Here is an 18,999-nt window from a genome sequence, read left to right on the forward strand (position 1 = left end):
CAAGCGCTTCCTCTGGAGGTGGTGCAGTGGAGTTCGAGGTACTGCTCATGGGCATCGGCGGGCAGGGCATCCAGCTGATCGGCAAGACCCTGGCACTGGCCGCGACCCGGGAGGGCAGGCACGCGATGCTCGCTGCGGAGTACGGCGGGGAGATGCGCGGCGGTCCGTCGCAGTCGACCGTCGTGATCGGTGATGCACCGTTGCGCGCGCTGCCGATCTTGCCGTCCGCGGCGTCGGCGATCGTGGCCAACCACAAGTTCAGCGGCGCTGTGCCGGAACGCTTGCGCCCGGGCGGGTTGCTGCTGCTCAATTCGTCCATTGTGGATCCGGAAACCGCGGGCGACCAGCACCGGGTGGTGCCGGTCGCGGCGACCGCGCTGGCCGTCGAGCTGGGGGCGCCGCAGGCTGCCGGGTTCGTGCTGCTCGGAGCGTTCAACAACGTGACCGGGCTGGTTTCGCAGGAAGCGCTGGTGGCGGCGATGACCGAGCTGCTGCCGCCGTACCGCCGGGAGCACGCCGGATCCAATGCGACCGCGCTGGCCGCGGGCGCCGAAGCCGTGAGCGAGGTGGTGGTGTGAGCGCACCGACGAAGCCGCTCGAACTGCTGGAAGGAAGCGCCGCGATCGCCGAGGCCGCGATCGCCGCGGGCTGCCGGTTCTTCGCCGGATACCCGATTTCCCCGTTCACCTCGCTGCTGGAGAACATGACGCGGCTGCTGCCCGCTGCGGGCGGGGTGTGCATCAACGCCGAGAGCGAGATCGAGGGCGTGAATATGGCCCTCGGTGCGGCGGCGACCGGGGCGAGGGCGGCGACCGGATCGTGCGGCCAGGGCATCGCGCTGATGCAGGAGGCGATCGCCGAGATGGCGTTGAACGAGACGCCGGTGGTCGTGTTCAACATGGCCCGCAACCAGCAGGACTACTTCCAGTGCACCCGCGGCGGCGGGTGGGGTGACTACCGGACGATCACCTTGGCGCCCAAGGACATCCCGGAGGCCGTCGAGCACACCCAGCTGCTGTTCCAGCTCGCCGACACCTACCGCGCTCCGGTGATCCTCTACGGCGACCCGCTGCTGGCGCAGACCCGGGTCGGGGTGCGGATCGACCCGCCGAGCGAACCGGAGCCGGTCAAGGACTGGGCGCTGGACGGCACCATGGGCGGCACCGGGCGGTCCCGGCAGATCTGGACCTGGGCGATGGGCAAGGCAACCGATCCGGGCCCGGGACCGGACGGGCACTGGCGGGCGATCGCGGAGAAGTTCGAGCGCATCGCCGCGGCCGAACAGCGCTGGGAAGCCGACCACACCGAGGATTGCGACACGCTGGTGGTCGCGTTCGGTTCGGCGGCGAAGTTCACCGACCACGTCGTGGCGGAACTGCGCGCCGAAGGCCATCGGATCGGCTCCTTCCGGCCCATCACGTTGTGGCCGTTCCCCGGTGCGGCCTTGGCCGAGGCCAGCCGCGGGTGCCGCCGAGTGCTGGTGTTCGAGCTCAACGCCGGGCAGATGGTCGACGACGTGCGCCAGCACGTGCACGACCGCGGCGCGGTGCGGGCGATCGGCGGGGTCAGCATCCACGAGTCGGGGTTGAGCTACGGGCCGCTGCTCGACGCTCCGGTGATCCGGCAACGGGTGCTCGACGCGATGCGACCCGACGAATCGGAAGGGGTGCGCTGATGGACATCGTCTCCACCGACCGGCCACCGGAAACCGCCAGTCGCAAGGTGGCGGAGTTCCGGCCGCCGTTGCAGCTCGGCGAACATTCGCTGTGCCCGGGCTGCGGGGAACCGGTCGTGCTGCGGGTCCTGCTGGAAACGCTGCAGGAACTCGGCCTGGTGGACCGCACGATCGGCGTGGTCGGTCACGGCTGCTACGGCAGTTTCGTGCGCATCATGGACGTCGACGTGCTGCAATGCCTGCACGGGCGGGCGCCTGCCTGCGCGACCGGGATCAAGCGGATGCGCCCGGACACCGCGGTGTTCACGCTGCAAGGCGACGGCGACATGGTCAACGAGGGGCTGCAGGAGGTCATCCACGCCGCGGCCCGCGCTGAGAACGTCACCTGCATCCTGCTCAACAACGGAGTTTTCGGTGACACCGGTGGCCAGCAGACCACCACCACCGTGCTCGGGCAGCGCACCAAGACCAGTCTGGACGGCCGCGAAGCCGACCAGCACGGATATCCGATCCCCATCGCCGACATCGTCGCGCAGCTGGACGGGGTCGGGTACGTCGCGCGCGGCGCCGTGGGCACGGCCGGCGGGGTGGCGCGCACCAAGCGGATGATCCGCAACGCATTCGAGAGCCAGCTCGCCGGCGAGGGGTTCGGACTGGTCGAAGTGCTGACCATGTGCCCGACGGGGTGGTTCGTCACCGCGCCGCAGGGCCCGGACTACCTCGCCGAGTCGATGGAGCAGACGTATCCGCTCGGCGAGCTGCGTCCGCGCAGGTCGAGCTGAAAGGGGAGTGGAAGATGCCCACGGGCAAGGAGCCCGGCCGGATCACCGCGGCCGAGGCGCGGTCGAGGCTGGTGCGGGTCAAGACCAGCGACGCGGTGGCCGAGTCCATCCTGGACATGCTGTTCAGCGGTGAGCTCAAGGCCGGTGACCGGGTCGACCTCGACGCGATCTCCCGGGAACTCGGCGTGAGCCGGGTGCCGGTGCGCGAGGCGCTGGTGGCCTTGGAACGCGACGGATTGGTCGAAATCCCTTACCACCGAGGCGTTTTCGTGGCGCGGTTCGACGCGGGGACGATCCGGGAGGGCTTCGAGCTCTACGCCCTGCTCAGCGCGCTGACCAGCAGCCGCGTGGCGCGCAGCGGCGACCCGGAGGTGTTGGCGGAGTTGGAGCGTGCCGTGGCAGCGGTGGACGAGGCCACCGAGTACCGCGAGTTCGAGGAATGCGAGCGGGAGTTCCGGCGGATCATCAACGTCGCGTCCGCCGGTCCGCGCCTGCGCGCGACGCTGCGCGGTTTCGGCGGGCTCGTGCCGGTCGCCTCCCGGTTGTCGATGGCCCGGTCGGTGGACATCGAGCGGCGCTTGGTCCACCAGGAGTACGAGGCGATCCGGAGGGGCGACGCGGACGCGTCGGCCGCTTCGGCGGTCGAGCACATCAAGCTGCTCGGCGAATACGCGGTGGAAACCCTGCGCAGCCGCGGGGTGATCGGTGACGAACCGGACGACGAGACCGGGCCGGACGAGCTGTTGCAGGCGTTGGCCGTCCTGGACGGCAAGCGCGGCAAGGGCAAGCGCGGGAAGGGCGGCACGTGATGGGTGCGAGTCGGGGAACGCTGGTCATCGACACCGAGCGGTGCAAGGGCTGCGAACTGTGCATCACGGCCTGCCCTCCGAACGTGCTGGCGATGTCGGAGCAGGTCAACACCACCGGTTACCGCTACCCGGTGCTGCACGAGGGCTGCACCGGGTGCACCGCGTGCGCACTGGTGTGCCCGGACGCGGTCTTCGAGGTCTACCGGTTCGAGAACGAGCGCTAGCCGCTCGAACGCTGCTCGGGGCGCGACAAGTCCCCGATGTTCCCAACCTCAGCGTGGAGGTACCGCAGTGGGACGGTTCCGGCTGTGGGCGGCGTGCTGCGCCCTCTTATTGATCACCAGTTGTGGCAGTGCAGTCCAGTTGACCAGCGCGGGCGCGGCGTTCCGCACCGAACCGATCATCATCGGGCTGGTCTGCGACACCTCCGGGCCGGGCGCCTCCTACGCGGTCCCGGCCTGCAACGCCACCAAGCTCGCCATCGACAAGATCAACAGCGAGGGCGGGGTGCGGGGCAGGCCGCTGGCCTACGTGGAGGGCAACGACGAGAGCGACCCGACCAAGACCGCGACCGTGCTGCAGAAGCAGGTCAGCCGCGGTGCTTCGGCGCTGATCGTGCTGACCAGCTCCTCCGGGGTGCTGCAAGCGAAGCCGATCATCGAGCGGATGGGCGTGCCGGTGATCATGTCGGTGGGCACCACCACCGCTGTCGTGGAACCGCCGAACAACACCTACCTCTACGAGCTGGCGCAACCGTCGTCGGACTGGGGGCGGATGTACTGCGAGGCGTTCCAGCGGCACGGGTACCGCAAACTCGCGGTCGTGCAGGACAATTCGCCGTCCCAGGTGAAGTACAACAAGACCCTGCTGGCAGCGATGCCGTGCGTGCAGCAGCACGTGGAGACGGTGCCCATCGACTCCCCGGACGCCAGCGCGATCGCCTCGCGGACCAAGGACTTCCAACCGGATGCGGTGCTGGTGGCCTCGCAGTCGATCAACGTGGAAGTCCTGGTGCACAACGCCTTCGCCACCCAGCTACCGGACGTCCCGCGCTTCACCGTCGCGACGCTGGCGGCCACCCCCTCGGCGTGGCAGCGGGTGCAGCCCGGTGGATTGAACGGTGTGATCGGGTTGTCCGCGCTCACCGATCACAACGAGCGGTCCCGGGACGTCACCGAGTTCTACCGGTCGCGGCTGGGGGAGGGCTTCACGATGTCGTCGTTCTGGGCCCAGTCCTACGACGGGGTGCAGCTGCTGGCCACCGCCATCGACAACGCCGGCCGCGCCGACGACGGCCCGGCGATCAACGCGGCCATGCAGCGGATCAACGCCTATCCCGCCAGCTTCGGCTACCCGGGCTTCACCCTGTCGTTCGGGCCGGACAAGCACCTGGGGCCGGACGGCCTGTGCGGGCAGGTGTTCGTCACGTGGGGTGCCGACAACCGCCTGGCGGGGCCGTGGCCCGGCTACGAGCCGTCCTGCTGACCGGAGGTGTGCGATGCTGCAACCGCAGCTGTGGGTTTCGGCCCTGGAGATAGGGCTGTTCTTCGGCCTGCTGGCGCTGGCCTACTACCTGGTGTTCCTCGGTGCGGGGCTGTTCAACTTCGCCATCGGCGGTTACGCGATGCTGGCCGGTGTTGCGGCGAGCTGGATGACCACGGCGCACGGTGTCGCGGGCTGGCTGGCGGCACTGCTCGCGGTCGGCACCACGATGGCCGTCGCAGTGCTCACCGAGGTCGCGGTGGTCCGCCCGGTGCAACAGCGCGCCGGTCGTGGCGACCTGCCCGCCTTGGTGGCGGTGGCCGCGACGCTGTTCACCTTGCAGGAACTGGCCGGCACCCTGTTCGGCTTCGATCCGTTCCCGCCACCGAAGGTGATCCAGCTGGACGCCTTCACCGCAGGGTCCGTCCACATCGGATCGGCGACGTTGCCGCTGCTGGGCGGCACGCTGGTGTGCTTCGCGGCCGTGGCGCTGTGGACCGGCCGGACGCGCAGCGGGCGGTTGATGCGCTGCATAGGCGACGACACCGGTGTCGCTCGGCTGCTGGGCCTCCCGGTGCAGCGGACCCGGATCCTGGTGTTCCTGGCCGCCGGGTTGATCGCCGGGGTCGCGGGCTTGCTGTTCGCGGCGAAGTCCGGTGTCGGCGTCGGCGACGGTCTCAAGTGGACGCTCAGCGGGTTCCTGGCGTTCGTGATCGGCGGCTCGGGTTCGGTGTGGGCGCCGCTGCTCGGCGGGCTGCTGCTGGGCATCGGCTACGTGTTCATCCCGCTCTACCTCGGCGGGGCGGCGTTCTACTACGCGCTGGTGGCAGTGGCGATGCTGTTCTTCTCGCTGCGGCCGGAGGGCATCTTCGTGCGAAGGGTGCGGGTGTGATGACGACTCGGATCGGGATGCCCGCACTGCTCTGCGGGGTGGTTGCGCTGGGCGCGCTCGTCGCGTGGGCAGCGCCGGACGGCTACCGGCAGAGCCTGGTTCTGACCGGCCTCGCCTACAGCCTGATCGCCTTGGGCATGTACGTGCCGTTCGTGCTGGCCGGATCGCTGTCGATGGCCTACAGCGCCTACGCCGCGATCGGCGCCTACGGGGTGGCGATCGTCAGCAGCAAGCTGGCGCTGCCGGTGTGGGCGGGCTGGCTGGTCGGCCCGCCCGTCGCCGCCCTGGTGGCGGTCGGGCTCGGGCTGGCCACCCGCCGCCTGTCGAGCTTCTTCCTGGCCGCGGTGACGCTGCTGTTCGCCGAAGCGTTCGCCGAGTGGCTGGCAACGGCGGAAGGCCTCACCGGCGGCAGCGCGGGCCTGTTGAACCTGCCGTTCCTGGACTTCTTCGGCTGGCAGCCCGCTCCGGAGCACATGGTGCTGCTGGCCGCGGTGCTGGTGTGCCTGCTGACCTTCGCGCTGGACCGGCTGCGCCATTCGCCGTGGGGCGTGCTGGTGCAGACGATGCGGGAAACCCCGATCGCGGTGGAGGCCGCCGGGGTCCGGGTGCCCACCCTGCAACTGGTCGCGCTCGGGCTCGGCGCAGCGATCGCCGCGCTGGGCGGGGCGTTGTTCACCACGTTCGCCAGCGCGGTCAACCCGAAGACGTTCGGGACGAGCGTGGTGTTCCTGGCGGTGTTCATGCCGTTGATCGGCGGCCGGCACAGCCCGTGGGGCTCGCTGCTCGGTGCGGGCGTGGTGACGTGGCTGACCCTGGACCTCGACCAGCTCGGGGCCAGCGGAACGCTGATGGTCGCGCTCGGCGTGCTGGTGATCATCCTCGTCGCACCGCGCGGCCTGCTCGGTTACTTGCGGGCGGGGTTCGCCCTGGTGCGGGAACGGAGGTGGAGCGGTGCTGCTCGACGGTAGTGGGCTGGGCAAGGACTACGGCGGCGTGCGCGCGCTGTCGGAGGTGTCGATCCGGGTCGACCGAGGTGAGGTGCTGGGCCTGGTCGGGCCGAACGGGGCGGGCAAGACGACGCTGGTCGACCTGATCTCCGGCGCGCAGCGCGCCGACGCCGGAACGCTCCTGCTGGACGGGACACCGCTGCGCGGACCGGCGTCCAGCCGCGCCCGGGCGGGGCTGGCCCGAACGTTTCAGCACCCGCAGCTGGCCCCCGACCTGTCGGTGCGCGACAACCTGGTGCTGGGCCGGTTGGCCGCACGGCACGGCCGCTGGTGGGACCTGGTTCGCGGGATCGCCACAGGTGTGCTGCACCCGCGGTCGGCGTCCGACGACGCGGCCGTGGAGCGGCTGGCGGCGGAGCTGGGGATCGGCAGACTGGACCGGGCTGCCGGTGACCTGACCTTGGGCGAGCAGCGGCTGGTCGAGGTCGGTCGCGCGTTGGGGCAGGAACCGCTGGTGCTGCTGCTGGACGAACCCTTCGCCGGGGCCGACGCGCACGGCATCAGCGGGATCAGCGACGCGATCCGCGCGGTGCGGCAGCGCGGACACGGCGTTGTGCTGGTGGACCACAACATCGACTTGGTGTCGGCACTGGTGGACCGGATGATGCTGCTGGAGCTCGGTGCCGTCGCTTTCGACGGTGATCCGGCTGACTGCCTGGCGAGCCCGCAGCTGCGCCGCGCGTACTTCGGTGAATGGGCGGAAGGGCTCTCCGATGTCAGCTGATCTGGTCGTCGAGGACCTCGACGTCTCCTACGGACGTGCGACGGCCGTCGCGGGCGTGTCGCTGACGGCGCCTGCCGGTTCGGTGACGGCGTTGGTAGGGCCGAACGGGGCGGGCAAGAGCAGCCTGCTGCTGGCGATCAGCGGTGCGGTCGCGGCGAAGGGGCGGATCCTGGTCGGCGGCATCGACGTCGCGGCGATGCCGGCGCGGGAGCGCACCCAGGCCGGGATCGCGCTGGTGCCGCAGGGCCGCCAGCTGTTCCCGCGCATCAGCGTGGTGGACAACCTGCGGGTGTTCGCCGAGCACCTGCGGTTGCCGCGCAGCGCGGTGGATTCGGCGCTGGACCGGTTCCCGGTGCTGCGGGAGCGGGCGGACCGGCTGGCCGGGGTGCTCAGCGGCGGTGAGCAGCAGATGCTGGCGGTGTCGCGGGCGTTGCTCGGGGAACCGGAACTGCTGCTGCTCGACGAGATGGCGACCGGACTGGCTCCGGCCGTCGTGCAGCGGCTGGCCGAAACCGCCGTGGCGCTGGCCCGTTCGGGTGTGGCGGTCCTGCTCGCCGCACCCGAGCTGGGGATGCAGCGGCGGATCGTGGACCGCGGCTACGTGCTGGTTCGGGGGCAGATCGTGTCGGAGGAGACCGGGGCGGCGTTGGAGGACGCCTACCGTCGTTCGCTCGGGATCGGGGCCGGTTCGTGATCGCTGTGGTGGGTGTCGGCGCGATCGGCGCGGTGACGGCGGCGGCGCTGGAGCTCGCCGGGCACGACCTGGTGCTCTGCGCCCGCCGGGAGCGGCGGCTGACCGTGCGCCTGGATGACGGCAGCCGCCACCGGCTGCGGTCGCCGTGGGTGACCGATCCGGATCAGGTGGGGCCGGTGGATCTCGTCGTGCTGGCGGTGAAAGCCCATCAGACCGGGGCAGCGGTGCCGTGGCTGCGACGGCTGCGCAGCGAGCGGACGCCAGTGCTGGTGTTGCAGAACGGCGTCGAACACGCGGAGCGGCTGGCCGGTGCAGTGCCCGCCGAGTGCGTGGTGCCCGGGATCGTGTGGTGCACCGCGGAAGAGATCGCGGGGGAGGTCCTGGTCCGGCCCGGCGAGCAAGCGATCGAGGTACCGGCAGGGGATGCGCTCGGCGGGGTTTGCGACGGTTCCTTCCTGCGGATCCGGCCGGTCGAGGACTTCACCACGGCGGCGTGGCGGAAACTGGTGTTCAACGCAGTCGTCGCGGTGGAGGCGCTGACCGGTCGCCGGGCCGAGGTGTTCCACGAGCCCGAGGTGCGTTCCCTGGCGCGGGATCTGGCGGTCGAATGCGTCGAGGTCGCCACCGCGGCGGGCGCTCGGCTGCCCGCCGGGTTCGCCGACCACGTGGTGGAGGTGCTCCTGTCGCTGCCACCCGAGAACGGGACGTCGATCCTCTACGACCGGTGCGCGGGCCGGGAACTGGAGTGGGACGCCCGCAACGGCGTGATCAGCCGTGTCGGGGCGGCTCACGGCATCCCCACCCCGATCAGCGACGTCCTGGTCCCCCTGCTGGCCGCAGCCCGGTGACGACTGCGGGAAGCCGCCGATCACCTCCACAGAAACGGATTGGCGGGCTGTCTGTCCATAGTGGACTCGTGCAGCGACCCTCCTGCCGTTCGTGCCCCGTGGGTCGGCGGGGGAGCGCGAGGCGAAGAGAGCACGCAGCGGTGCGGCCGGTGAGGTGCCGTGCTGGCGTCCAGTTGGTCCATTGAACTCGGTCACGGCGTCGATAGCGTGGGAGGGGAGAGGGTCGTTTCTCTGGGGGACAAGTGAAATCCGGTGAAGACTACGAAGCTCTTCTCGCCGAGCAGCGGGCGCGGCTGCAGCGGATCAGAGAGCAGGGCACCTCGGCATCTGAACCGCGCACCGGTGGTCAGGAGTTCGCCGCGACGGCGGGCGACGGGGCGGTGCGCGTGGTCGTGCGGGACCGCCGGCTCGTCACGGTGGAGATCGCCCCGCGGCTGATCGGGGGATCGCGGCGCGAGGTTTCGGAGGTGCTGCGCGAGGCGATTAACCAGGCGCTGGCGCGATCGCTGGCCGAGTCGCCGCAGGTGGGGGACCCGACGCCGGATCTGGGGTCGCTCGGTGACCAGCTCTCCGAATTCGCCCGCCGAGGTGCTGAGGAACTGCGCAGGATCCAGGGCGCGGTGGAGCGGAACATGGCCGAGCTCGCGGGCAAGGTCCAGATCAGCGGCGACGCCTCACCGCAGTACGTGGACTTCCTCTACGAGGACGCGCTGGAAGTCGTGCGGTCGATGCAGTCCGCGCTCGCCGACAGCCCCTCCGAACCGGCCGTCGGCGAGGGGTGGGACGAGTCGGAAGAGGTCGAGGCCGTCGTGAGCCAGGGCGAGCTGACCGAGCTGGCGCTGACCGGCTTCGCCCTGCAGATGCCACCAGGAGAACTGGGTGGCGCCGTGTCCGAGGCGGTGAACGACGCGCTGATCGAGTGGGAGGAACGCAGCGCTGCCACCGCGAACCGGGGAGTGGACGTCGAGGCGCTGCGGAAGCTGGGGGAGCGAGCTGACGCGGTCAGGGCGCAGAGCATGCAGCACCTCCGCAACTACACGGACAGCATGACTTCGATCATGCGCAACGCCGAGTGATGGGGGAACGCACCGTGGCAGAAGGTTTTCAGGTATTCCCGGACGACATCGGCGCATCGGCCAAGAAGTTGCTCGAGATCGGGCAGTCGCTGGGGAGCGACATCGACTCGTTCCAGGCGCAGACCGAGTCCCTGACCAGTGGCTTCGGTGATGACGACCTCGGGTCGGCCATCGCCACGATCTACCAGGCCGCCTCTGAAGCGGCGTTCGAGAGCTTCCACGACAACGCCGAGGGGCTCGGCGAGATCGGCCAGGAGCTGCAAGCCATGGCCGAGGAGTACAGCCAGATCGACGTCGCCCACCAGGAAGCGTTCCAGCAGCTGATGGGGAGGATGACATGACCAGCGGGATCATGCTTCCGCCCGAACTCTCCGGGCTGCTCAACACGCTCGGCTTCAACTGGCCGCTCAGCGACGAGGGCAAGCTCTACGACCTCGGCGGGCAGTGGTCGGGGTTCGCGGACAAGCTCTCACCCGCCGCAGCCGAAGCGGACAGCCACGCGCAACAGGTCCAGGGCCAGAACACCGGTGAGGCCGTGGACGCGTTCGGCACGTTCTGGGGCGACGGCGAAGCACCGAAGACGAACCTCGAGGACGGGGCCACCGCTTCCACGATGATCGGCACGGGGATGTACGTCGCCGCCGGTGTCGTGGTGGCGTTGAAGACCGCCGCGGTGGTCCAGCTGGCGATGCTCGCCGTGCAGATCGCCCAGGCGATCGCCACCGCGGTGCCGACCTTCGGCGCCTCGCTGCTGGAGATCCCGGTCTTCAAGCAGATCACCAAGATGCTGCTGGACCAGGCGCTCGACCTCGCGATCAATTCGGTGCTCAATGGCTAGGACCAGAGGAGGCGGGAAAGCCGCGGGCAAGGCCGCAGCCGGGATCCTGTCGCCGGCGACCGCCAAGCTGCGGAGGAGCAAGCGGCTCAGGAGCGCGGCCGCGGGTGGTCCCAAGCCGGCGCCGAAGCCCGGTCCGAAGTCCGGTCCGGTCGACATCAAGGTCCCGAAGTGGGCGACCCAGGCCGAGAAGGCGCAGTTCCGCGAGTACGTCAAGGGCGCCAACGAGGCCAACCGCAAGGGCCTGCTCTCCAAGAGCGGTCGAGTGGCCTCCGGTTCGTCGGGGGCGCGCAAGGCGGCTGAGCGCGAGGCCCGGGCGGAGCGGTTGCGGGCGAAGAAGGCGGGCAAGCCGTACCAGGGGGTGGCGGCGCACATCCCCGACGCGACCTGGCTCGGCCACGGCAAGCCCTACGCGTGGGGCGACCACACCTCGCGGGTGAACAGTTCGATCGCCGGTCAGCAGAACCGGTACCCGATCGGCTACAAGCCCTCGACATTTAGACTCAAGTAGTCCGCTGTGCGAGCCTTGGCGCTGGACAGCAACGCGGCAACCAGGAGGGAACCACACCATGCCCGCCGAGGCAGAAATGCCGCCCTGGCCGGATCTGATCGCTGAGATGGGCGAGCTGCGCGAGCAGGTGAGCCACATCGACGAGGACATGTTCCCCTTCACCGTCCCGCACCTGGCCGCGACCCCGGACCAGATCGCCGCCGCCGAACAGCGCCTCGGCCACCCGCTGGACCCGCAGCACCGGTCGTTCCTGTCCTACGGCAACGGCTGGCCGGACTTCTACCTGGGGTCGAGCCTGCTGAGCACCGAGGACTTGGGCCAGGGCCCCAACTGGGCGAAGGCCAACCAAGTCCTGGACGCCCTGTACGAGGGCGTGGACGACCCGGACGTGCTGCCGCCCCGCGCCGACATCTACCCGTTCACGGTCAGCGAGGACACCGCCTCGGTGTTCGTGTTCTGGCGGGGCAGCGAGCTCGACGAAGGCGGGCACACCGTGCTGTGGCTGCCGTGGGCGGACACCGATCCGATGCCGAACTTCTTCGAGTTCTACCGCATGGTGTACCAGGAGTACGAATCGGAGCTCGAAGCCGACGACTCGTGACGAAGTCCGGCGGCGGGATCCGATCCCGCCCGCCGATCGGTGAACGCCGTAGCTACGGGCGGCTGTCGACGGGTTCGCCGGTCATGTCGGCGGTGTGGGTTTCGCGCATGAACCACACGCACACGGCGCAGATCAGGGCGATCAGCACGAGGTACGCCGAGATCGGCAGGGACGAACCGGTCGACGCGATCATCTGGGTGGCCAGGATGGGGCTGAGGCCGCCGCCGACGATGCTGCTGGCGTTGTAGGCGACGGAGGAACCGGTGTACCGGTACCGCGTCGCGAACAGTTCGGGCAGGAAAGCGCCCATCGGGGCGAACAGCGCGGCGAACGCGATCATCCCGACCGACATGCCGATGCCGATGAGCAGCGGGTGCCCGGTGTTGATCAGCCCGAACAGCGGGAACGCCCACACGACGGCCAACCCGGCGGCGCCCAGGCACACCCGACGTCGACCGACCCGGTCGGAGAGCACGGCGAAGACCGGGGTGGCCACGCCCATCACCGCCGCGGCGATCATGGAGCAGACGATCAGCATGTTCTTGTCGAGGTCCAGCACCTCAGTGCCGTAGGAGAGCGAGAACGTGGTGATCGTGTAGAACAGCGTGTGCGCGAGGATGAACGAGCAGGTGGACAGCACCAGGGTGCGGGGCTGGCGCTTGATCACCTCGACGATCGGGGCCTTGGACTTCTCGTGCTCCCGCATGGCCTTCTCGAACACCGGTGTCTCGGCGATCTTCATCCGCACGTAGAAGCCGACGACGAGCAGCAGCGCGCTGGCCAGGAACGGCACCCGCCAGCCCCACGATTCGAACGCCGCGTCCGACAGCGTGCCGCCGAGCACCAGGAACGCCGTTCCGGCGACGACGAACCCGACCGCCGGCCCGACCTGCGGGAAGCTGGACCACAGCCCGCGGCGGTTCTCCGGGGCGTACTCGGTCGCCAGCAGGACCGCGCCGCCCCATTCACCACCGAGGCCGAACCCCTGCAAGAACCGGCACAGCACCAGCAGCACCGGGGCACCGATCCCGATCGTCTCGTAGGTCGGCAGCAGGCCGATCGCGACCGTCCCCGTTCCCATCGTCAGCAGGGAGACGATCAGCATCGTCTTGCGGCCGATCCGGTCGCCGAAGTGGCCGAACACCACCGCACCCACGGGGCGGGCCACGAACCCGACGCCGAACGTGGCGAACGCGGCCAGCGTCCCGGCGAGGGCCGAGAAGGTGGGGAAGAACAGGTGCCCGAGAACGAGCGCGGCAGCGGTCCCGTAGATGTAGAAGTCGTAGAACTCGATCGCGGTGCCGATGAAGGTGGCGGCCGCGATTCGCGATCTCGGCACCGCGGCCGGCGGTGCGGCGGTGGTGGGCATGGCTACTCCTTCGTGGCCGGTCGAGCCGCGGCTGGGCGGTGTGGCCCTCGGTGCCCGATCCGTGGTCCGTTCTCGGCCCAGGTGTGCAGGGAGTATGTTCCGGCAGCGTCCACGTCACGACCTCCTCGTGTCGAAGCCTCGCCCACCGACTTCCTCCTGTTGTAGAAAAGCGCAGGTCGAACCGCTCAGCTCGGATCGTCGAGCAGCGCCATCATCCGCACGCCGAGGTGCAGGGCCAGGCGGTTGTCACCGTTGGCCAGGCTGAGCCCGGTGATCTGCTCGATCTGGTGCAACCGGTAGTACAACGAGGTCCGGTGGATGTGCAGCGCCGCGGCCGCGTCCGGCCCGGAGCCGGCGTTGTCCAGGTAGACCGCGAGGGTCCTGACCAGCCGCCCGTGCGGATCGTTCGCGATCAGCTCGTTGAGCGCCGCCGGGAGCAGCCGGGGAGTGAGCCGGTCGTCCGGGATCTGCAGCAACGTCGCGTAAACGCCGAGCTCTTCCCAGAACACGACGTCGGCCGCATCGGGCAGGGTTCGTGCGCTGCGGGCCGCTGTGGACGCTTGTTCCCGCGAGATCCACGCTTCGGCCAGACCGCCAGCGGTGGTCCCGATCCCGACGACGCAGCGCGCCGACCCACCGAGGGCATCGCGGACCTGCTTGGCGACCATCGCGCCTTGGTCCCGCAGGTGTTCCTTCGGCGCCGGTGCGCTCTGCAGCAGGAAGCCGCGGTTTCCGTCGACGGCGAGGGCGAATTCGGCGAAGCGGTTGCGCGAGACGGCCTCGAGCGCCACCCGGAGGGCGACCTCGACCTGCGCCTTTTCCTTCCCCGGTGCGACGACTTCAGCGACGCTGACGGTCGCGTGGTGTCCACCGCGAAGCCAGCCCTGCCCGCCCAGCGCCCGTTGTGCGGCCGTTCGTCGCTCCGCCGTTCCGCAGAGCAGTTCCAGCACAGCCCCTTCCCTCGCGACGCGCTGCTCGTCTTCGGCGACGAAGTCCCGGTACAGCAGCGCCGCCATCGCCGCAGCGGAGTCCTCGATGGCGCCGATGTCGGCTTCGGTGAGCGATTCCGGGTCGATCACCATCAGCAGGCCGAGGAGCTCGCCGCGGCACCGGATCGGCCTGCACAGGCGGGCCCGCATGTGCAGGTCCGCCCGGGCCGGGATGACGCCCGGTCCGGTCCACTCGGTGATGCCTTGCGACAGCATGTGCCCGATGGCCGCACTGCCGCCCTCGCGCTGCAGCACCGCGTGGACGCGCACCTCGTCCTCGTCGCCGAAGTGCCTGCTCGCGCACTTCAGGTGGACCGAAGGATCGTTGATCGCGACCGATCGGCCGATCTCCTCGGCCAGCGCGTCGACCATCCGCTGCAGATCGCTACCGCTCATGTCCAGTGCGTGCGGCCGGTGGTCCGCACTGCTCCTCTCCGATGTCGTCATCGTCGTCGTCGGGGCAGTTCACGCTCCGGAGCACCGCTCGAAGGGGCGTCGACTAGGAATTTTCTACAGCGGAAGGAAGATTCGCGGCAAGGTCTCGACGACGTGCGGTGTCGGCGGAGCGGTTGTGGTGCCAATACTCGGTTCTCCGAGGTGGTCCGCGCGGGCGAACCCCACTGTCGCCTTCGAACCGTTCATCGCAGGAGAGCACGAGGGACTCGAATCATGGGCAACCGACTGACCGGAAAGGTCGCGCTCGTCTTCGGTGCCGGTTCCAGCGGCGCAGGGATGAGCAACGGGAAAGCCGCGGCTCTGACCTTCGCGCGCGAAGGAGCCGCCGTTGCCGCGATCGACATCAACCCGGGGGAAGCCGACCGCACCGCCAGCGCGATCCTCGACGAAGGGGGGACCGCTGTCGCGATCGAGGCCGACATCACTTCCGAAGAGCAGGTCGCCGCGGCTGTCGTCTACGCCGAACGACGACTCGGCACACCATCGGTCCTGCACAACAACGTCGGGCTCGCGCGCACCGGCGACCTCGCCGACCTCGACTTGCGGACCTGGCAGGACGTCTTCTCGGTCAACGTGACCGGAGCGTTCCTGACCTGCAAGCACGTCTTGCCCCGCATGGTCGGGGCGGGCCGGGGCGCGGTCGTCAACGTCTCGTCGATCGCGGCCATCCGCGACACGGGCTACCCCTATCCCAGCTACAGCGCGGCCAAAGCCGCGGTCAACCAGCTCACCGTCGCACTGGCCCTGCGGTACGCGGCCGACGGCATCCGGGTCAACGCGGTGGTCCCGGGTCTGATCGACACACCTCTCGTCTCGCAGCAGGTGATTTCCGGAGCCGCCGATGCGCAAGCCGCGCTCGACGAGCGGAATGCCGCCAGCCCCACCGGCCGGGTCGGGACGCCGTGGGACGTCGCTTCTGCGGCGCTGTTCCTCGCATCCGACGAATCCGCCTACGTCAACGGGGTTTGCCTCCCCGTCGACGGGGGGCTTTCCATGCGGTGCGCCTGAAACCGCCAACTCCTGCGCGGATTCGCGGCGTTGAGCTTCCCGCCGGCCTGTTGGTAGGTTGGCCCGATCGGTGCAATGCCCAGGGGAGATCACGTGAACCTCCATCGTCTGCTGGTCGAGCGGAACCGGAAGTCCGGCCCGATCAAGGTCGGCGTCATCGGGGCCGGGAAGTTCTCCTCGATGTTCCTCACCCAGGCACTGCACATCGAGGGCCTGCACCTGGTGGGCGTCGCCGATCTCAGCCCGGATCGCGCCCGCGCTGCGCTCGCTCGAACCGGTTGGCCGCCCGAGCGGTACGCCGCCACGTCCTTCGACGAAGCGCTGCGCACCGGCGGTACGCACGTTTCCGACAGCGCGGACGACCTCATCGACGTGCCCGGTCTCGAGGTGGTTCTCGAGATCACCGGCGATCCGGTCGCCGGCACCCACCACGCCGTCCGCGCCATCGACGCCGGTCGCCACGTCGTCATGGTCAACGTCGAGGCGGACTGCCTGGTCGGACCGCTGCTCGCCGAACGCGCCCGCCGGGCCGGCGTCGTCTACACGATGGCCTACGGCGACCAGCCCGCCTTGATCTGCGAGCTCATCGACTGGTGCCGCACCGTCGGCTTCGACGTGGTCGCGGCAGGCAAGGGCACCAAGTACCTGCCGGAGTACAGCAGCTCGACCCCGGACACGGTCTGGGACCACTACGGCTTCACCGCCGAGCAGCTGGCCGGCGGCGACTACAACCCCAAGATGTTCAACTCGTTCCTCGACGGGACCAAGTCGGCGATCGAGATGGCCGCCGTCGCCAACGGCACGGGCCTCCAGCCGCAGGACGAGGGCCTGCTCTTCCCGCCGGTCGGGGCCGACGACCTGGCCACCGCGCTGCGGCCGAAGGAGCTGGGCGGTTCGCTGACCCGGCGCGGCACGGTCGAAGTGGTCTCCAGCCTCAACCGCGACGGGACGGAGGTCGACCGCGACCTGCGCTGGGGCGTGTACGTCACCTTCGAGGCCCGCACCGACTACGCGGTCCAGTGCTTCGCCGAGTACGGCGTGCGCACCGACCCCACCGGCCGCTACGGGTCGCTCTACCGCCCGTACCACATGATCGGCCTCGAACTGGGGGTCTCCATCGCCTCCGCGGTGCTGCGCGGCGAGCCCACCGGCACCGCCGACGCCTTCCGCGGCGACGTCGTCGCCGTCGCCAAGCGCGACTTGAAGGCCGGCGAGGTGCTGGACGGTGAAGGCGGCTTCATGGTCTACGGCAAGCTCGCCCCCGCCCACGCCTCCCTGGCCGCCGAAGCGCTCCCGATCGGCTTGGCGCACGGCTGCAAACTGCTGAACGACGTACCTGCTGGCGCGATCCTCACCTGGTCGGACGCCGACCTCGATGACTCGGTGCTCGCGGTGAAGCTCCGCCGCGAACTCCAGGAGCGCTGACCGGAGCTGCGATGCGGCCTGCTCCTGGGGGCGACTCCACTGTGGACGAATCACCAGTGGTGCAGAGGTCAACTCGGCATTTGACGGTTACCTTCCGAGCGCGGCTTGGCATCGGAGCAGATCGGCTTTGAAGGTGTCGAACCGCTCTGCGTCGAGGACGTTTCGCAGGTCGCGTTCGAGATCTCCCATGATGGCGTCGGAGCGCTCCATCTGGGCCAGGCCGCGGGGCGTCGGGACGATCAGCTTCGCGCGCCGGTCGCGGGGGTCGGGTTCCCGGTTGACGTAGCCGAGTTGCTCCAGTTCGTCGAGCAGCTTGCTGACGACCTGCTTGTGCACGCCCGAGCGTCGGGACAGGTCGACGGCCCGGCTGCCGTCTTCGTCGAGGTAGGCGAGCACCGCGCCGTGCTGGGGGCGGAGGTCGTCGAAGCCCTCGTCGGCGAGGCGGCCGAACAGGGTTCGCTGGACGCCGTGCAGCAGCCTGGCGGTGAGGATTCCGATGTCGGGATCCTGGTCCTTCTTCTCGCTCCGGCGCGCCTCGCCCATGGAATAGTCACCTTTCTTGACGATCACCTTTGCTTACCATAACGTGCGGTCGCGGCGTCCGACGAGTGGGCGCACGGGAAGAGCGGATGATCATGACTGCCACGCCGCAGGTCCACGGTTCCACGACTCCGGCTTTCGAGCCGGTCCGAGCCGCCTTCGCCGACATCGCCGCGTGTGAGCCCGGGCTGGAAGCTCAACTCGCGGTGTACCACCAGGGCGTGCCGGTGGTGGATCTGTGGACCGGCGGCGAATCGACCGGTGACTCGCTCCTCGCCCTGTACTCCACCGGGAAGGGCGCCGCATTCCTGGTGCTCGCCCTCCTGGTGCAGGAGGGCGCCATCGACCTCGACCGCCCCGTCGCCGAGTACTGGGCCGAGTTCGCGACGGCCGGCAAGTCCGGGATCACCGTGCGCCAGCTCGCCTCCCACCAAGCCGGTCTCCTCGGCGTCGCCGGGGGGGTTCAGCGAGGATGAGCTCTCCGACGACCGCCAGCTCGCCGCGCGGCTCGCGGCCCAGGAACCGCTGTGGACACCGGGGAGCGGCTACGGCTACCACGCGTTCGTGATCGGTGCGCTGATCGGCGAGGTCGTGCGCCAGGTGACGGGTCGGTCGCTGCAGGAGGTCTTCGACGAACGCATCCGGCGACCCCGCGGACTCGACTTCTACCTGGGGCTCCCCAGCGCGGAGGAGAACAGGTTCCTGCCCGCGCTGCCGTTGCTGCCGGAAGAGCAAGCCGCCCAGGCGTTGCCGTCGCCGGACTCGTACACCGGGATCGCGTTCAACCTCAACGCCCCTGCTCCGACCGACCTGGTGACGTTCGGCAACAGCCGAGTGGTCCACCAGCGCGGGCCCGCCTCCTCGGGAAGCGTTGGCACGGCACGAGGTGTCGCCCGCATGTACGCCGCAGCGCTCACCGGCCTCGACGGCGGTCCCGCGTTCCTCCTGCCGCGCACCGTCGAGGAGTTCACCCGGAAGCAGTCGACCGGTGTCGACCTGGTGACCGGCGAGCGGGACCACTTCCTCCTCGGGTTCGAAGCTCAAGCATCCCGCTACCCGACGCTCAGCTCTCGCGCGTTCGGCCACAGCGGAGCCGTCGGAGCCCAGGCGTTCGCCGATCCCGCAACCGGTATCGCCTACAGCTACACCCGCCGCAAGTTCTCGTTCGGCGGCGGCGGACGCGCCTCCGAGAACCAGTCCCTCATCGAGGCGATCACCGGCCTGGCGCCTGCGGTGGCGGCGCCGGGCGAGGTCGGGGCGGGCGTATGAGCATCCG

Annotated in this window: 22 protein-coding genes and 1 pseudogene; 20 read left to right on the plus strand and 3 right to left on the minus strand. The window is 69.8% G+C overall.

Annotated elements, in window-relative coordinates; genetic code table 11:
* The first annotated feature begins 26 nt into the window (after nt 1–26).
* From OU415_RS08855 to OU415_RS08930, 16 genes are all read left to right on the plus strand, one after another.
* Entirely contained in the window at nt 27–578 is a 552-nt protein-coding gene (locus OU415_RS08855) for a 2-oxoacid:acceptor oxidoreductase family protein (RefSeq protein WP_270948121.1), read from the plus strand.
* Entirely contained in the window at nt 575–1,675 is a 1,101-nt protein-coding gene (locus tag OU415_RS08860) for a hypothetical protein (RefSeq protein WP_270948122.1), read from the plus strand. Before OU415_RS08855 ends, OU415_RS08860 begins: the two co-directional genes overlap by 4 nt.
* Complete coding sequence (locus tag OU415_RS08865) at nt 1,675–2,457, plus strand: thiamine pyrophosphate-dependent enzyme (protein ID WP_270948123.1); 783 nt, start codon at nt 1,675–1,677, stop codon at nt 2,455–2,457. The genes OU415_RS08860 and OU415_RS08865 overlap by 1 nt, the downstream gene beginning before the upstream one ends.
* A gap of 14 nt (nt 2,458–2,471) precedes the next feature.
* Nucleotides 2,472–3,266 (plus strand): GntR family transcriptional regulator, encoded by a 795-nt coding sequence (locus OU415_RS08870; protein WP_270948124.1) that lies wholly within the window; start codon nt 2,472–2,474, stop codon nt 3,264–3,266.
* Nucleotides 3,266–3,490 (plus strand): 4Fe-4S dicluster domain-containing protein, encoded by a 225-nt coding sequence (locus OU415_RS08875; RefSeq protein WP_270948125.1) that lies wholly within the window; start codon nt 3,266–3,268, stop codon nt 3,488–3,490. Before OU415_RS08870 ends, OU415_RS08875 begins: the two co-directional genes overlap by 1 nt.
* A 139-nt stretch (nt 3,491–3,629) precedes the next feature.
* Complete coding sequence (locus OU415_RS08880; RefSeq protein ID WP_270948126.1) at nt 3,630–4,751, plus strand: ABC transporter substrate-binding protein; 1,122 nt, start codon at nt 3,630–3,632, stop codon at nt 4,749–4,751.
* 13 nt (nt 4,752–4,764) lie between these two features.
* Nucleotides 4,765–5,640, plus strand: coding sequence for a branched-chain amino acid ABC transporter permease (locus OU415_RS08885; RefSeq protein WP_270948127.1), 876 nt, complete (start codon nt 4,765–4,767; stop codon nt 5,638–5,640).
* Nucleotides 5,640–6,608: a branched-chain amino acid ABC transporter permease gene (locus tag OU415_RS08890; RefSeq protein ID WP_270948128.1), complete on the plus strand. Its 969-nt coding sequence runs from the start codon at nt 5,640–5,642 to the stop codon at nt 6,606–6,608. The genes OU415_RS08885 and OU415_RS08890 overlap by 1 nt, the downstream gene beginning before the upstream one ends.
* Nucleotides 6,592–7,371 carry an ABC transporter ATP-binding protein gene (locus tag OU415_RS08895; protein WP_270948129.1) on the plus strand — a complete coding sequence of 260 codons (780 nt, stop codon included), beginning with the start codon at nt 6,592–6,594 and terminating at the stop codon, nt 7,369–7,371. Before OU415_RS08890 ends, OU415_RS08895 begins: the two co-directional genes overlap by 17 nt.
* Nucleotides 7,361–8,065 carry an ABC transporter ATP-binding protein gene (locus OU415_RS08900; RefSeq protein ID WP_270948130.1) on the plus strand — a complete coding sequence of 235 codons (705 nt, stop codon included), beginning with the start codon at nt 7,361–7,363 and terminating at the stop codon, nt 8,063–8,065. The genes OU415_RS08895 and OU415_RS08900 overlap by 11 nt, the downstream gene beginning before the upstream one ends.
* Nucleotides 8,062–8,913 carry a 2-dehydropantoate 2-reductase gene (locus tag OU415_RS08905; protein ID WP_270948131.1) on the plus strand — a complete coding sequence of 284 codons (852 nt, stop codon included), beginning with the start codon at nt 8,062–8,064 and terminating at the stop codon, nt 8,911–8,913. The genes OU415_RS08900 and OU415_RS08905 overlap by 4 nt, the downstream gene beginning before the upstream one ends.
* A gap of 242 nt (nt 8,914–9,155) precedes the next feature.
* Complete coding sequence (locus tag OU415_RS08910) at nt 9,156–9,989, plus strand: hypothetical protein (protein ID WP_270948132.1); 834 nt, start codon at nt 9,156–9,158, stop codon at nt 9,987–9,989.
* Nucleotides 9,990–10,003: 14 nt separating this feature from the next.
* Nucleotides 10,004–10,330, plus strand: a complete 327-nt coding sequence (locus tag OU415_RS08915; protein ID WP_270948133.1) for a PE domain-containing protein — start codon at nt 10,004–10,006, stop codon at nt 10,328–10,330.
* A complete protein-coding gene (locus OU415_RS08920) occupies nt 10,327–10,827 on the plus strand; it encodes a WXG100-like domain-containing protein (protein WP_270948134.1) in 501 nt (166 codons plus the stop codon). The genes OU415_RS08915 and OU415_RS08920 overlap by 4 nt, the downstream gene beginning before the upstream one ends.
* On the plus strand, nt 10,820–11,335 hold the full coding sequence (locus tag OU415_RS08925; protein ID WP_270948135.1) for a hypothetical protein: 516 nt from the start codon (nt 10,820–10,822) through the stop codon (nt 11,333–11,335). The genes OU415_RS08920 and OU415_RS08925 overlap by 8 nt, the downstream gene beginning before the upstream one ends.
* A gap of 58 nt (nt 11,336–11,393) precedes the next feature.
* Entirely contained in the window at nt 11,394–11,936 is a 543-nt protein-coding gene (locus OU415_RS08930; RefSeq protein WP_270948136.1) for an SMI1/KNR4 family protein, read from the plus strand.
* Between the two features lie 52 nt (nt 11,937–11,988).
* On the opposite strand, the gene OU415_RS08935 is transcribed toward OU415_RS08930, so the two are convergent.
* Together OU415_RS08935 and OU415_RS08940 are read right to left on the minus strand one after the other, a co-directional pair.
* A complete protein-coding gene (locus OU415_RS08935) occupies nt 11,989–13,305 on the minus strand; it encodes an MFS transporter (RefSeq protein ID WP_270948137.1) in 1,317 nt (438 codons plus the stop codon).
* Between the two features lie 185 nt (nt 13,306–13,490).
* Entirely contained in the window at nt 13,491–14,690 is a 1,200-nt protein-coding gene (locus tag OU415_RS08940) for a PucR family transcriptional regulator (protein WP_270948138.1), read from the minus strand.
* A gap of 273 nt (nt 14,691–14,963) precedes the next feature.
* Between OU415_RS08940 and OU415_RS08945 the strand changes: the two genes are divergently transcribed.
* Both OU415_RS08945 and OU415_RS08950 read left to right on the plus strand, forming a co-directional pair.
* A complete protein-coding gene (locus OU415_RS08945; RefSeq protein ID WP_270948139.1) occupies nt 14,964–15,758 on the plus strand; it encodes an SDR family NAD(P)-dependent oxidoreductase in 795 nt (264 codons plus the stop codon).
* A gap of 93 nt (nt 15,759–15,851) precedes the next feature.
* Nucleotides 15,852–17,183 (plus strand): NAD(P)H-dependent oxidoreductase, encoded by a 1,332-nt coding sequence (locus OU415_RS08950; RefSeq protein ID WP_270948140.1) that lies wholly within the window; start codon nt 15,852–15,854, stop codon nt 17,181–17,183.
* Nucleotides 17,184–17,270: 87 nt separating this feature from the next.
* Here OU415_RS08950 and OU415_RS08955 read toward each other — a convergent pair whose 3' ends face one another.
* Nucleotides 17,271–17,726 (minus strand): MarR family winged helix-turn-helix transcriptional regulator, encoded by a 456-nt coding sequence (locus tag OU415_RS08955; RefSeq protein ID WP_270948141.1) that lies wholly within the window; start codon nt 17,724–17,726, stop codon nt 17,271–17,273.
* 92 nt (nt 17,727–17,818) lie between these two features.
* On the opposite strand from OU415_RS08955, the gene OU415_RS08960 reads away from it, so the two are divergent.
* Complete coding sequence (locus OU415_RS08960) at nt 17,819–18,199, plus strand: serine hydrolase domain-containing protein (protein WP_270948142.1); 381 nt, start codon at nt 17,819–17,821, stop codon at nt 18,197–18,199.
* Between the two features lie 37 nt (nt 18,200–18,236).
* A pseudogene (locus OU415_RS08965) lies at nt 18,237–18,992 on the plus strand (serine hydrolase); the annotation flags it as partial.
* Between the last annotated feature and the right edge of the window lie 7 nt (nt 18,993–18,999).

The organism is Saccharopolyspora oryzae, from assembly GCF_027853915.1.
Lineage (GTDB): Bacteria > Actinomycetota > Actinomycetes > Mycobacteriales > Pseudonocardiaceae > Saccharopolyspora > Saccharopolyspora oryzae.